General features: G+C 73.0%; 11 protein-coding genes. 7 read left to right on the top strand and 4 right to left on the bottom strand.

The window, feature by feature from the left end; translation table 11 throughout:
• Positions 1 to 24: 24 nt before the first annotated feature.
• Positions 25 to 285 (top strand): DUF2530 domain-containing protein, encoded by a 261-nt coding sequence (locus tag ITI46_RS09525; RefSeq protein WP_209239006.1) that lies wholly within the window; start codon positions 25 to 27, stop codon positions 283 to 285.
• Between the two features lie 77 nt (positions 286 to 362).
• Positions 363 to 2,744, top strand: a complete 2,382-nt coding sequence (locus tag ITI46_RS09520) for a cation-translocating P-type ATPase (protein ID WP_209239005.1) — start codon at positions 363 to 365, stop codon at positions 2,742 to 2,744.
• 64 nt (positions 2,745 to 2,808) lie between these two features.
• Here ITI46_RS09520 and ITI46_RS09515 read toward each other — a convergent pair whose 3' ends face one another.
• Positions 2,809 to 3,045, bottom strand: a complete 237-nt coding sequence (locus ITI46_RS09515; RefSeq protein WP_209239004.1) for a metallothionein — start codon at positions 3,043 to 3,045, stop codon at positions 2,809 to 2,811.
• 280 nt (positions 3,046 to 3,325) lie between these two features.
• On the opposite strand from ITI46_RS09515, the gene ITI46_RS09510 reads away from it, so the two are divergent.
• Positions 3,326 to 4,681, top strand: coding sequence for a hypothetical protein (locus ITI46_RS09510; protein ID WP_209239003.1), 1,356 nt, complete (start codon positions 3,326 to 3,328; stop codon positions 4,679 to 4,681).
• A 22-nt stretch (positions 4,682 to 4,703) separates the two neighbouring features.
• Here ITI46_RS09510 and ITI46_RS09505 read toward each other — a convergent pair whose 3' ends face one another.
• Both ITI46_RS09505 and ITI46_RS09500 read right to left on the bottom strand, forming a co-directional pair.
• The gene (locus tag ITI46_RS09505; RefSeq protein WP_209239002.1) at positions 4,704 to 7,853 is read right to left on the bottom strand and encodes a sacsin N-terminal ATP-binding-like domain-containing protein; all 3,150 of its coding nucleotides are present in this window, start codon (positions 7,851 to 7,853) and stop codon (positions 4,704 to 4,706) included.
• Positions 7,854 to 8,059: 206 nt separating this feature from the next.
• Positions 8,060 to 8,893, bottom strand: a complete 834-nt coding sequence (locus ITI46_RS09500) for a DUF3027 domain-containing protein (protein ID WP_209239001.1) — start codon at positions 8,891 to 8,893, stop codon at positions 8,060 to 8,062.
• 286 nt (positions 8,894 to 9,179) lie between these two features.
• Between ITI46_RS09500 and ITI46_RS09495 the strand changes: the two genes are divergently transcribed.
• The 4 genes from ITI46_RS09495 (at position 9,180) to ITI46_RS09480 (ending at position 12,876) form a co-directional block, all read left to right on the top strand.
• A complete protein-coding gene (locus ITI46_RS09495; protein WP_209239000.1) occupies positions 9,180 to 10,568 on the top strand; it encodes an MFS transporter in 1,389 nt (462 codons plus the stop codon).
• A gap of 178 nt (positions 10,569 to 10,746) precedes the next feature.
• Positions 10,747 to 11,292 carry a DUF2771 domain-containing protein gene (locus ITI46_RS09490; RefSeq protein ID WP_209238999.1) on the top strand — a complete coding sequence of 182 codons (546 nt, stop codon included), beginning with the start codon at positions 10,747 to 10,749 and terminating at the stop codon, positions 11,290 to 11,292.
• A 27-nt stretch (positions 11,293 to 11,319) separates the two neighbouring features.
• Positions 11,320 to 11,982: a futalosine hydrolase gene (locus tag ITI46_RS09485; RefSeq protein WP_209238998.1), complete on the top strand. Its 663-nt coding sequence runs from the start codon at positions 11,320 to 11,322 to the stop codon at positions 11,980 to 11,982.
• Between the two features lie 21 nt (positions 11,983 to 12,003).
• Positions 12,004 to 12,876 (top strand): 1,4-dihydroxy-6-naphtoate synthase, encoded by an 873-nt coding sequence (locus ITI46_RS09480; RefSeq protein ID WP_209238997.1) that lies wholly within the window; start codon positions 12,004 to 12,006, stop codon positions 12,874 to 12,876.
• A gap of 43 nt (positions 12,877 to 12,919) precedes the next feature.
• On the opposite strand, the gene ITI46_RS35455 is transcribed toward ITI46_RS09480, so the two are convergent.
• Positions 12,920 to 13,303 (bottom strand): cold-shock protein, encoded by a 384-nt coding sequence (locus ITI46_RS35455; protein WP_099882193.1) that lies wholly within the window; start codon positions 13,301 to 13,303, stop codon positions 12,920 to 12,922.
• Positions 13,304 to 13,433 lie beyond the last annotated feature (130 nt).

Raw genomic sequence — 13,433 nt, 5'->3', positions numbered from 1 at the left:
GGTCACGGACGAGGAGCCACGGCGATGAGCCTCATGGACAGATGGACCAGCGGCGACCGCGAGGCGCCCGAGCCGCTGGAGGGCAACGTCGTCGCCACCGTCGTCACCGGCACGCTGGTCTGGCTCGTACTGCTCCTGGTCCAACTCCCCTTCTACAGCTGGTTCGCGGACCACGGTCACACCTGGTGGCTGTGGACCTGTGCGGTGGGCGCGGCGCTGGGCTGCGTGGGCATCTGGTACGTCAGGGCACGGGACAAGGCGATCAAGCGGGCGCAGGACGACTGAGCCCTCCCCCGATGAGCCCCGGGTGAGCCCCGGCGTGCGAGCCGGGCGCGGGCGTGCCCGCCCCGTACCGTCGAAACATGACAAATACGGGCGGAGGTGGCGGAGGTCTCAGCAGCGCGGAGGTGTCCGAACGGATCGAGCGCGGCGAGGTCAACGACGTTCCGCCGCGCAGCAGCAGATCGGCCGCCGACATCGTCCGCGCGAACGTCTTCACCCGGTTCAACGCGATCATCGGCGTACTGTTCCTGATCATTCTCGTCGTCGGCCCGGTCCAGGACGGCCTCTTCGGCTTTGTGATCCTCGCCAACACCGGCATCGGCATCGTCCAGGAGCTGCGCGCCAAGCGGACCCTGGACAACCTCGCCATCCTCGGGGAAGCCCGCCCACGAGTGCGGCGGGACGGCCGCAGCACCGAGGTCCCCACCGATCGCATCGTCCTGGGTGACCTGATGGAGCTGCGGCCCGGCGACAAGTGCGTGGTCGACGGCGAGGTCGCGGAGGCCGACAGCCTCGAGGTGGACGAGTCGCTGCTGACCGGCGAGGCCGAACCGGTGCTCAAACACCCCGGCGACCAGCTGATGTCCGGCAGCTTCGTGGTCGCGGGCAGCGGCGCCTTCACCGCGACCAAGGTGGGCCGCGAGGCGTACGCGGCCCGGCTCACCGAGGAGGCCAGCCGGTTCTCCCTCGTCCACTCCGAGCTGCGCGGCGGCATCAGCCGGCTGCTGAAGTACATCACCTGGATGATGCTCCCGGCCGCGGTCGGGCTGGTCCTCAGCCAGCTGGTGGTCGAGCACCACAACCCGACCGAGGCGGTACGCCGGATGGTGGCGGGCATCGTGCCGATGGTGCCCGAGGGGCTGGTGCTGCTGACCTCGGTGGCCTTCGCCATCGGCGTCATCCGGCTGGGCCGCAAGCACTGCCTCGTCCAGGAACTGCCCGCCATCGAGGGCCTGGCCCGGGTGAACGTCGTCTGCCTGGACAAGACCGGCACCCTGACCGAAGGCGGGATGGACGTCACCGAGGTGCGGCCGCTGAACGGGGCCGACGAGGCGCGCGTCGCGCAGGCGCTGCGCGCCCTCGGCGCCGCCGAGCCGCATCCGAACGCCAGCCTCCAGGCCATCATCGAGGCGTATCCGCCGATGCCCGACGGCGCGGGCCGCTGGCAGCCCACCGACACGCTGCCCTTCTCCTCGGCACGCAAATACAGCGGTGCCGCCTTCGCCGAGCCGGACGGCACCCGCAGCGCCTGGCTGCTGGGCGCGCCCGATGTCCTGCTCGCCCCGGACGATCCGGTCCTCGCCGAGGTGAACCGGCTGGACCGGGAGGGACTGCGGGTACTGCTGCTGGCCCGGGCGGCGGACGGGCTCGACGGGCCCGCCTCCGGCACCGACCCCGCCCCTCACGCGCACCCCGCGGCGCTCGTCGTCCTCGAGCAGCGGCTGCGCCCGGACGCCGCCGAGACGCTGGGCTACTTCGCCGAGCAGAACGTACGGACGAAGGTGATCTCCGGCGACAACGCGGTCTCCGTGGGCGCCGTCGCCGCAAAGCTGGGACTGGCGGGCGCCGAAAGCCCCGTGGACGCCCGCGAGCTGCCCGCGGCCGAGGCGGAACGGGCCCGGCAGGTGACCGACGGCACGGTCTTCGGCCGCGTCACCCCGCAGCAGAAGCGGGAGATGGTGGGCGCTCTCCAGTCGTCAGGGCACACCGTGGCGATGACCGGCGACGGCGTCAACGACGTGCTCGCGCTCAAGGACGCCGACATCGGCGTGTGCATGGGCTCGGGCTCCGAGGCGACCAAGGCCGTGGCGCAGATCGTGCTGCTCGACAACAGCTTCGCGACGCTGCCTTCGGTGGTGGCCGAGGGCCGCCGGGTCATCGGCAACATCGAGCGGGTCGCCACCCTGTTCCTGACCAAGACCGTCTACTCGGTGCTGCTCGCGCTGCTGGTGGTCTGCTGGCAGGTGCCCTATCCCTTCCTGCCCCGCCATCTGACGCTGCTGTCCTCGCTCACCATCGGCGTCCCTGCCTTCTTCCTGGCGCTGGCGCCCAACCGGGAGCGCGCCAAGCCGCACTTCGTGCGGCGGGTGCTGCACTACGCCGCGCCGTGCGGGCTGATCGCGGGCGCCGCCACCTTCGTCACGTATCTGCTGGCGCGGCACCACTACAGCGGGCCCGGCTCACTGACGGCCGAGACCAGCGCGGCGACGCTGACCCTGTTCCTGATCGCGATGTGGGTGCTGGCCATCGTGGCGCGGCCCTACACCTGGTGGCGGGTGGTGCTGGTGCTGGCGATGGGGGCCGGCTTCCTGGCGGTGCTGGCGACGCCGCCGCTCCAGCACTTCTTCGCGCTGAAGCTGGCCGGTGCGGTGCTGCCCTGGACGGCGGTGGGGGTGGCGGCCGTTGCGGGCGTGCTGCTGGAGGTGGCCTGGCGGCTGGCGGCCGGGAAGCTCCACACGTAGGTGCCGCACGCGGGTACCTACGGAGGTACCGCGCGCTTCCCGGCCCGCACCTCTCCGCAGCGGTTTACGGCGCGCTGTCGGCCAACTCCGTGCGGCCCTGGGCGCGGGCACAGTGCGCACAGCAGTAGTAGTGCCCCTGCGACTCCATGCCGTGCCCCAGGATGCGGCAGCCGCAGTTCTCGCACACGGGCGCCATCTTGTGGGCCGCGCACTCCAGACAGTCGAAGACGTGCACCTGCCCAGCGGCGCGGACCTCGAAGGTGTGGGGGTAGTCGTTGTCGCAGACCTCGCAGACGGGCATGGACTCTCCTTGGATCGGGTGCCGAGCCGGCACGGATCGGGTGCCGAGCGAGCACATCGTTACCCCGCACACCCGGCCCCGGACCCCGCCTCAGCCAGCCGGGCGCACCCGTTGGAGCGGAACCCCCGGAAATTCCCGTGCCCAATTCCCCCGCCGCCCCGAAATTATCTACGGGCCATTTGAACTGAACTTTCGGAAAGAAAGGCCAAGTTGAAAATCTACGCGCGATGCGGCAAGAATTCGCGGCACCGATTCCATGATTCCCCCCAAGGAGAATTCAATGTCCCGCTCCCGTACTGCGGTCCTTGCCGCCGCGGCCCTCTCGGCCGCCCTCGCGCTGACCGGCTGCGGCCCTGACGACACCGGCGACGGGGGCGGCGACGCCTCGGCAGCAGACTCGGCCCCCGAGGCGAAGCTGGCGTACAAGGTGCCGATGGCCAAGGTGTCGGAGATGGCCCACGCCAAGGGGATGTGGGTGACCGGCAAGAATTTCGTCAAGGCGGACGTGAAGAAGATCGTCGGCTATCCGCTCGCCGGCGGAAAGCCCGCTTGGACGGTGCCGCTGACCGGTGAGACCTGCTGGACCTCGCCGCAGCCGACGAAGGACGGGCTGATAGCCGTCGTCTACGAGAACGGCAAGGAGAACTCCGTCTGCACCGAGGTCGGCGTCATCGACCTGAACCAGGGCAGGATGCGCTGGCACCGGCAGGCGATGGAGGACGGCTCCGCCGCGATGTTCGACGAGGTGACCATCGGCAACGGCACGGTCGCCGCGGGCGGGACCAGCGGCAGCGCGGGATGGACCGTCGGCGGCAAGCAGCTGTGGGGCCCCTCCTCCGACGAACGCTGCCCGGCCGACGGGTACGCCGGGAGCGACGAGAAGCTGATCGCCGTCCGCGACTGCGGTACGACGGACAACCCCCGGCTCAAGGTGCAGACCGTCAACCCCCGCACCCGCGCGGCGAGCTCCACGTTCTCGCTGCCCGCGGGTACGGAGAACGTGCACGTGGTCTCCACCGACCCGCTGGTGCTCGCCGCCGACGACGGCAAGGCGCAGGGCGGCTCCGGCGTCTCCCAGTTCCTGACCGTGGACGACAGCGCGGCCCGCGGCCGGCAGCTCGCCGCCATCCCGGTCAAGGGCGGCAAGTACGGCAAGTACAACGTGGACTGCCCGGCCACCGAGGTCACCGACTGCCAGAACGTCGCGGTCGGCAAGGAGGCCGACGCGCTCTACCTCGGTACCGACAAGCCGCTGAAGTCCGGCTCCGACGCGGACAACGACGTGGTCGCGCTCGACCTGCGTACGGGCAAGCGCAAGGCGCACATCGAGGGCACCGACGCCGGTGAGATGTCGCCCATCGGCCTCGACAAGAGCGGCAACGTGCTCGTCTATCAGAAGGCCAACATGTACCGCGAAGAGGGCGGCGCGGTGTGGCAGCTCGACGCCCGCACCCTGAAGAAGAAGCCGCTCCTGCGGAACGAGGGCTCCGCCTACAAGACGGAGACCTCGTTCGAGATCGGCGACTCCCGCGTGCTGTATTCCGCGGGGCGGCTGTACCTGGGCCACGACGACGCGAGCAAGCCCTCCAGCGGAGGACCGAGCCCGCTGGCCGCGGTCTACAGCACGAAGGGCTAGCCCCGCCCGGCGGTTGCGGGTCTCAGTCGAACCAGCGTGCCGTCGCCAGTTCCGGCGCCCGTGCGGGGTCCTCCAGCAGGGCCGTGAGCTCGAAGCGGCGGGGCCAGGCGCCGGCCGACCAGGCGAGGGCCGAGGCCAGGCCCTCCAGGGTCGCGGCGTGCAGGGTGCCGTCGGGGGTGCGGTGCCAGTCGAGGTCGATGCCGCCGACCCGCAGCTCTTCGTGCTCGCGGTAGCTGTCCGGAACGTTCGGCAGCAGTTCCCGTACGACGGCGGGCACCGTGCGCTCGGTGCCCGCCGACTCGGGCAGCAGCTGGGCGGCCGCGTCGCTCGCGCGCCGTACCTCCAGCAGGGCGGCCAGTTCCCCGGCGTGCTGCGGTGCCACCGGCAGCAGCGCCTGGTCCCGCACCAGGGGCAGCACGTCGGGCGCGTCAGCGACCAGCGCCTCGGCCGCGTCCACCACCGTCGTCGTCCCCTCCCGCACCGCGCGCAGTTCGTCGGGCAGCGTGACCTCGGCGGGGTCGAGCCCGGCCGTGGCCAGCAGGGTGTGGAGGCCGTGCAGTTGCGCGGGGCCGACCGGGAGCTCGGGGTCGGCCAGCCTGCGCAGCAGTTCGGCGGGGCCGCCCGGCTCGGCGAGCAGTGCCCCGGCCGTCGTACGGACGCCGAGCGCGCGCAGCACCCGCTCGTCGGTGACCTCACCCGGGTCGGCCTCCTCGTACAGACCGCGCAGCAGCGGGTCGCCCCCCGCAGCACGCAGCCCCGCGGGGCGGCGGCCGTCCAGCACCGGGTGGCCGCGCAGCCACCAGGCGGTGTACGGGCGTACGTCGGTGACCGTGCCGTCGCCCAGCCGCACCCGCACCGGCGCGACCAGCGCGTCCCGCAGCGGCGGACGCGCCAGCATCGCCAGGGCCTCGGGCCAGTGCGCGTCGTCGACCAGGTCGAGGTCGCGCACGGCCAGCAGTTCGAGTGCCACCGGTGGTACGGAGGCTGCGGTGTCGGCGGTGTCGCCATCCACCGCCAGCTGGTCCAGCACGTCCTCGCACCACACGTCGACAGCGTCGAGCAGCCCCGCGTCGTCGGGCTCGGGGTAGTCGCCGTCCCGGGGCTCGAAGCCGTCCGGGTCCAGCACCACGTCCTCCGCGCGCACCAGCGCGAAGTCCGCCTGTACGCCGACCGCGGTCAGCGGCGCTTCGCCCCAGCGTTCGGCCAGCTGCGGATCGCAGGCGGCCAGTTCGCCCTCGCGCAGTACGCGCGCGAACGCGGAGCCGGGGTAGACCAGTTCGGCGGCGGGCGCCGGTTCCCCGTCCTCGTCCGGCAGCGCCAGGGCGCCCAGCCACGGCTCGTCGCCGGGTGCGAGGTGCGCGTCCCGCACCAGGCCGAGGACGGTCTCGATCAGTTCGTCCGGGTCCAGGGCACCGGCGTCGGCACCGTCGTCCCACGCCTCCTCCGCGTCCAGCGAGGCGGCGACCGCGGCCCGTACCTGAGGGGTCGTCAGCACGGCGCGTGGGGTGGCCGGGGTGGCGCCCAGTTTCTCCAGCAGTGGATGCACGGCGTCCGGGTGCGCTGCCTTCAGACCGAGGCGGGCGAGCTTCTCGGGCGGAACTGCGCCGTCCGGCAGCGGCAGCAGCACATGGCGCGGCCCGACCGTGGTCCGGCCGTCGGCCAGCGGTACCGGCAGCCCGGTCAGCCGGTCGGGGTCGACGCCGGCGAGGGAGTCGTACAGCCGCCACCACCAGCCCGGCTCCCGCTCGACGCCGGTGAGCCGGTCGATGGCCTCGCCCAGCGGGACGCGGGGCACCTCCAGGACGCGCAGCTCGGTGCGGCGCTCCAGTCCTGCGGGCAGCAGGCTGGGGAAGAGCTCGGCCATGACGGCGACCGTCGCTGCGCCCGCGCCCTCGACGATCTCGGCATCGCGCGGCCGGAGCGCGTATGGCTCCCCTGCCCCGGCTTCGTCCCCGCGCCCGGTGGCCGCGCTCGCCAGGAACGGGACCTCCGGGAGCCGTTCCAGCACCAGGGCGCGCAGCTCGCCGTCGAGTTCACCCGCGCCGAGCGGCCCTGGCACCAGGTCGACGGTGCTGGTGGCCACCGGCCGCCAGTCGCGCAGCAGCGCCGCGTACGCGTCGGCGGCGCGGGCCAGCAGAAAGCGGGTCAGCGGGCCGGGCGCCACATGGCGCCGGGAGGGCTCCAGCGGGAAGGAGCCGAGCAGCAGCGCGGGAAAGCCCAGCGGCTCGTCGGTGGGCGTCGGCGCATGCAGACACGCCGCCGTACGCGGCTTGGCGGGGGCGCCCTCGCCGTCCACCGGCACTGCCCACGTCACCGACCAGCCGGGCCTGGCCCGCTCCTCCACGGGGCGGTCGGCGAGCAGTTCCGGGCCGGCGACGCCGCTGTCGCCCGCCAGCCGCCACCTGGTGGCACCCGCTGCCGAGTCCTCGATCCGGACGTAGCCGTCCTCCTCGTACCGGGTGAGGGTCCGGGCCGGTCCTTCGCCGGTCTCGATGACGACCTCGGCCAGGCCGGGCAGCGCGAGCAGCAGCGCGTCGTCCACGGCAGCCAGCAGCCGCCGGGTCAGTGCCAGCGCCGCCTCGTCCCGCAGCGGGAGCAGTACGGCGGTGTCGTACCCGGCGGGCACGGCGGACTCCTCGTACGGCGCGGGGAACGGCAGCCGCAGCAGCGGTACGTGCCCCTCGCGCCGGTCGAGCTCTTCCGCGAGTTCGGGGTTGGCGGCGGCGGTCTGCCGGGTCAGCTCCCGGGCCTCCGCCAGCGACCAGCGCACACCGTCACCCCCCAAGGTGGTGACGGCGGGCTCGTCGGTGACGGCCAGCACCGCCGAGAAGCCGACGCCGAAGCGGCCCACGGCGCCCCGGTCGGTCTCGGCGCGCTTGGCGGAGGCACGCAGCGTGGACAGCGACTCGACGCCCGCGGCGTCCAGCGGCTCACCCGTGTTGGCCGCGGTCAGGGTTGACCCGGCCAGGGTGAGCCGGAGCCGCCCCGGCACCCCCGCGCGGGCCGCGGCGTCCGAAGCGTTCTGGGCCAGCTCCACCACCAGCCGGTCCCGGTAGCCGCCCAGCGCGAGATCCTGCTCGGCGTTGGCGTCCTCCCGAAAGCGGGCGCTGGACGCCTTCCAGGCGTCCAGCACGCTTTGCCGCAGTCGTTCGGTCCCGAACGTGTCCCTCACGAGGCTGGCCTCCTCGGCATGTGCATCCTCCCCTTGACCCCCGTTACGCGCCGTCCGCACCTGCGGGTGCGCTGTGGTTGCTCGCGCAGTTCCCCGCGCCCCTTCGGGGCGCAACTGCTCCCGCAAGCTTGGGCAGTCTGCGCCAGGGGCGCAGGGTGGGCAAGCGCAGCCCCCTCGCGGGGTACGCGAGATCCAGAGGGCAAGCCTCAGTCGCCGAACGGGTCCGCGACAGTTTCGTCGATCACCGGCGGCGGAGGCTGGGGCGTACGCGGCATCACCGCAGCCTCGGAGTGCCCGCCGCAGCCGAACGCGAGGGAGACGACATGGCCGTCGGCGGGGCTGTACTCGTTCGCGCACACCCCGAACGCCTGCCGCAGCGACCCCGCGAGCGGCACCAGGAAGCCGCAGCTCATACAGCTGGCGGGGGCCGCCTGGGCCATCGGTGTCTTGGGGCCGTGCGACTCCTCCCAGCGGTCGGCCGCAGCGTGCAGCCCGTACCGGGAGAGCACCCGGGGCCGCCCCATGCCCAGTTCCTCGGCGACGGCGCCGATGGCGGCGCGGGAGGGGCCCCGCGCCTCGGTCCCCTCCTCGGCGACGGCCGAGTCGGCCGGCGGCGCCTCGGCACCGGAGTAGCCGGGCTCCAGCCGCAGGTCGTCGGCGTCGGTGGGCAGCAGGTCCCCGGGGCCCAGGTCGCCGGGGCGCAGCCGCTCGCTCCAGGGCACCCACTCGGGGGCCAGCAGCGCGTCGGGCCCCGGCACCAGCACGGACTCGTCGACGGTCACGTTCTTGGCGCGGGAGGCCCGCGCGACGGTCACCGCCCAGCGCCACCCCCGGTACCCCGGCTCGTTCGCCTCGAAGAAATGGGTGGCCACACGGTCGGCGTGGGCGTCGGCGACGGCTTCGAGCCAGGCGCCGACGGTGCCGGGCGCGGCCGCTTCCTCGGCCGCGGCCCGTGCCAGCTCGACGGCCTCCGCACACAGTCTGTCGAGGGCGCGCCGGCTCCGCGCGCCACGGCTCGTACTCCGCGTCGCGGCACTCATGCAGCACTCACAAGAATCGTCTCTCCTACGCCGTCGCGCCGTTGTCGGCGTGCGCTGCCCATACGGCCACGAGTGGAGGGGCGGGGTCGGGGACGGAGCGGGACCTGGTGGCCGCTGCGACGTCCGCGCCCGCGCTCAAAGGCCATACGGTGCGCACCGTTCACCCACGCTACCCCACGGGGTCACCCGGGGAATCCGCAGCCAGCCGTCCCCGCACGCCCGGGACCCGCGGACGCGAGGAGAGCGGGAGGGAACTGAACGGCGTGTTTCGGGGCACACTGACGGCGTGCCTGTCGACAAGCCCGGCAAACGCAGCACACGCGGCAAACTCCGCGGCGTGGGACGCGCCGCGGGGCGCGCCGCTGGTGCGCTGCGCCGCCCGCCTGTCGCACTGGCCCGCCGCATCCGCCGGGCCACGCACGCCGAGGGAGCGGGCGAATCCGGGCTCGGCAAGCTGATCGAGCTGCACGCCGTCAACTCGGCCGGCGACATGCTCGTCACGGTGGCGCTCGCCTCCACCGTCTTCTTCTCCGTCCCCACGGGTGAGGCCCGCGGCCGGGTGGCGCTGTACCTGGCCGTGACGATGGCGCCGTTCGCCCTCCTCGCGCCCGTGATCGGCCCGCTGCTGGACCGCATCCCGCACGGGCGGCGCGCCGCGATGGCCGCCGCGATGCTGACCCGCGCGCTGCTCGCGCTGACCATGGCGGGCGCCGTGGCGACGGGCGGGCTGGAGCTGTACCCGGCGGCGCTGGGGGTGCTCGTCTCCTCCAAGGCGTACGGAGTGGTCCGCTCCGCCGTGGTGCCGCGCCTGCTGCCGCCGCGGATCTCGCTGGTCAAGGCCAATTCCCGGGTCACGCTCGCCGGGCTGCTGGCCACCGGTGCCGCCGCACCCGCCGGGGCCGGACTGCATCTGCTGGGCGAGCGGTGGCCGCTGTACGGGGCTTTCGCGGTGTTCCTCGTGGGGACGTTCCTCTCGTTCTCCCTCGACCACAAGGTCGACTCCGCCAAGGGCGAGCGGCCTGCGCGGCTGGCGCCCACGGCGCAGGAGACACCGGCCGAGCAGCAGCGCGGCCCCCGGCCCGGGCTGCGGACGGTCGGAGTCTCCGTCCTCAGTGCGCTGCTCGCCAACTCCTCCCTGCGCGCGCTCTCCGGCTTTCTCACGTTCTTTCTGGCCTTCCTCCTGCGCGAGCACCCTTTCGAGGGACTGGGGGCCGTCGTCTCCTTGGGGTTCGTCGGGGTCGCCGCAGGCGCGGGCAATGCGCTGGGCACCGCGATCGGCGCCTGGCTGCGTGCCCGCGGCCCGGAGGTGATCATCATCTGCGTGCTGTTCTGCGCACTCGGCGCAGCGCTCGTCGCGGTCGCGCTGTACGGCACCGCGACCGTCACGGCCGTCGCCGCCACCGCCGGGATCGTGCAGGCACTCGGCAAACTCTCACTGGACGCCCTCATCCAGCGCGACGTCCCCGATCAGGTGCGCACCTCCGCCTTCGCGCGCTCCGAGACGCTGATGCAGATGTCCTGGGTCGCCGGCGGCGCCCTCGCCATGGCGCTGCCACTGATCGGCCGGCTGGGCATGGGCGTCGCGGCGGCGGTGGTGGCCGCCGGGGTGATCACCTCCGTACGCGGCCTGCTGGGCGCCGCCCGCCGCGGCACGCCGCACCCCCGTGCGGCGTAGGGAAGAAACACGCCCGGAAGAGATGCGCCCCGAAGGGGCGCGGGGAACTGGGCGACAAGCCACAAGAGACCCGCAGACTGCGGACGACGGACAGGGGCACCCTCTCACCGGCACAAGCTCCGCGGGGCACGCCGCACCCCCGCGTCCCACCGCGGTGCGGGCCCGATAGCCTGCCCGCATGAGCAAGCTCGCGCGGCAGGGCCGCATGTCGTCACAGTCGCGGCGGGGCGTGCGCACCGCCACCGCCCTCGGTGCCGTCTCGCTCGGCCTCGTCACCCTCTCGGCGTGCGAGGAACCGCGCCCGATGATGACCGCGACGGTCGGCAGCGACTCGGTCTCCACCGAAGCCGCCTGCTACGACGACGGGAAGGCCATCCCCTACGTCAACGGGAAGGGCCGCCCCAAGGGCGAACTGCGCAAGTGCCTGGCCAAGCCGGCCGACAAGACGATCTCCGTCGGGGCAGGCGACAAGCTGCGGATCGGCGTCGACCCGAAGACCGCCGACGCCGGCTGGCTCGTCCTCGTCAACGGCGACGCCGTGCTCTCCCAGCCGCTGAAGAAGACCTACTACTCCTTCCCCGGCGAGGCGTTCTTCACGGAGCAGTCGCCCTCCGGCCAGCCCTCGGCACCGAGGAAGAAGGTGCGGGTGACCGTCGTGCAGTCCTCCGGCGGCGACTTCAACGGCATCTGGCACGTCAACCTGAAGAACACCGCAGGCGAGTAGCCCCTCTCTTCCCCGAGGAGGAGCCGCATGCTGGGAACGTACCGACGCGTGCTGGTGGTCGCGGCGGTCCCCGCCGAGCGCGAGGCCGTACTGGCCGCGACCGGCGGCGGCCGCGCCCCGCACCTCGATGTGCTGGCCGGCGGCGTGGGCCCGGCGGCGGCAGCAGCGGCGACCGCCACGGCGCTGGTCACCGCCGCCCATCAGTCGAACCCCTACGACCTGGTGATCGTCACCGGCATCAGCGGCGGCTTCGCGGCGAACGGCATCGACGTCGGCGACACCGTCGTCGCCGACCGCATCGTCGCCGCCGACCTGGGCGCCGAGACCCCGGACGGCTTCGCCTCCGTCAGCCTGCTGGGCTTCGGCACCGCCGAACACCTCCCGCCGCCCGAGCTGGTACGGGAAGCGGCCGAGGCGACCGGCGCCCGCACAGGACCGGTACTGAGCGTCTCCACGACCACCGGCTCCCAGCACCGTGCCGAGCAGCTGCTGGCCCGGCACCCGGGCGCGGCGGCTGAGGCGATGGAGGGCTTCGGCGTCGCGGAGGCCGCGACAGCACACGGCGAGGGGGTGCCGGTGCTGGAGCTGCGCGCCGTCTCCAACGCCGTAGGGCCAAGGGACCGTGCGGCCTGGCGCATCCCCGAAGCGCTGGCGGCTCTCACCACCGCCTTCGGCAAGCTGGTCCCCTAGCACCGCGCAGAAGGACTCACCATGAACACGAACACGAAGGCCATAACAGCGCCGCTCTCCATCGCCTACTCGCCCTGCCCCAACGACACGTTCGTCTTCGACGCGTGGGCGCACGGACGGGTGCCCGGCGCGGCTCCGCCCGAGGTGACGTTCGCGGACATCGACGTCACCAACGGCATGGCCGAGCGCGGCGAGCTGGACGTGCTGAAGGTGTCGTACGCCGTACTGCCCTGGGTGCTCCAGGAGTACGCGCTGCTGCCGTGCGGCGGGGCGCTGGGCCGGGGCTGCGGGCCGCTGGTGCTCACCAGGGAGGCGGACGATCCCGCGTCGCTGAGCGGCAAGCGGGTCGCGGTGCCGAGCGAGCGTTCGACGGCGTATCTGCTGTTCCGGCTGTGGGCCGCCACCGAAGTGCCCGGCGGGGTGGGCGAGATCGTGGTGCTGCCGTTCCACGAGATCATGCCCGCGGTACGGGACGGCGCGGTGGACGCCGGACTCGTCATCCACGAGGCGCGGTTCACCTACCAGGAGTACGGGCTGCACAGCCTCGCCGACATGGGTGAGCACTGGGAGGCCACGACGGGGCTGCCGATCCCGCTGGGGGCGATCATCGCCAAGCGGTCGCTCGGCGACGGGACGCTGCGGGCGCTGGCCGACGCCATCCGGACCTCGGTGCGGATGGCGTGGCAGGACCCGTCCGTTTCGCGGCCGTACGTACTGGAGCACGCGCAGGAGATGGACCCGGCGGTGGCCGAGCAGCACATCGGGCTGTACGTCAACGAGTTCACGGAGGAGCTGGGCGCGGACGGCTATGCCGCCGTCCGCGGGTTGCTCACCCGTGCTGCTGAGCAGGGGCTTGTGCCGGGCCTGGAGCCTGAGGCGCTGGCTTTTCCGTAGCGCTGCCCCGCGCGACGGCGGACTTCCGCCGTTGGTGCGGGGGTCAGACGTCCAGTTGGTCGGCTACCGCGCGGAGCATGCCGGCGATTTTGCGGCCGTGCTGCTTGTCGGGGTAGCGGCCGCGTTCCAGGGACTGGGAGACGCCGTCCAGCAGTGTCGTCAGGTCCTGCACGATGGAGGCCAGCTCGTCCGGCTTGCGGCGCTGTGCTGCTGCGACGGAGGGAGCCGGGTCCAGCAGGGTGACGGAGAGCGCCTGGTCGCCGCGCTGTCCGGCGACGACGCCGAACTCCACGCGCTGGCCCGGCTTCAGCGCGTCGACGCCGTCCGGGAGCACCGACGAGTGCACGAAGACGTCACCGCCGTCGTCGCGGGAGAGAAAGCCGAAGCCCTTCTCGCTGTTGAACCACTTGACCTTGCCGGTAGGCACGTCTGTCCTCGTCCTCGTACTCGTCCGGATGCACCGGGCTGCGGCTGCTGGAAACTGCTGACTCTGAACTGGCTGACTCTGCTGCGCCGGGGCGGGGGAGGCCCCGAGACGTTCCCCGAACCCCGACCCC

Origin of the sequence: Streptomyces oryzae (assembly GCF_017676365.1) — a bacterium.
Lineage (GTDB): Bacteria > Actinomycetota > Actinomycetes > Streptomycetales > Streptomycetaceae > Streptomyces > Streptomyces oryzae.
This window is presented reverse-complemented; position numbering and strand designations above follow the sequence as displayed.

What these genes read in the sequence shown, in the direction of transcription:
- ITI46_RS09525 (WP_209239006.1), top strand. Translation starts at nt 25, where the DNA reads ATGAGCCTCATGGACAGATGGACCAGCGGCGACCGCGAGGCGCCCGAG.
- ITI46_RS09520 (WP_209239005.1), top strand. Translation starts at nt 363, where the DNA reads ATGACAAATACGGGCGGAGGTGGCGGAGGTCTCAGCAGCGCGGAGGTG.
- ITI46_RS09515 (WP_209239004.1), bottom strand. Translation starts at nt 3,045, where the DNA reads ATGCCCGTCTGCGAGGTCTGCGACAACGACTACCCCCACACCTTCGAG.
- ITI46_RS09510 (WP_209239003.1), top strand. Translation starts at nt 3,326, where the DNA reads ATGTCCCGCTCCCGTACTGCGGTCCTTGCCGCCGCGGCCCTCTCGGCC.
- ITI46_RS09500 (WP_209239001.1), bottom strand. Translation starts at nt 8,893, where the DNA reads ATGAGTGCCGCGACGCGGAGTACGAGCCGTGGCGCGCGGAGCCGGCGC.
- ITI46_RS09490 (WP_209238999.1), top strand. Translation starts at nt 10,747, where the DNA reads ATGAGCAAGCTCGCGCGGCAGGGCCGCATGTCGTCACAGTCGCGGCGG.
- ITI46_RS09485 (WP_209238998.1), top strand. Translation starts at nt 11,320, where the DNA reads ATGCTGGGAACGTACCGACGCGTGCTGGTGGTCGCGGCGGTCCCCGCC.
- ITI46_RS09480 (WP_209238997.1), top strand. Translation starts at nt 12,004, where the DNA reads ATGAACACGAACACGAAGGCCATAACAGCGCCGCTCTCCATCGCCTAC.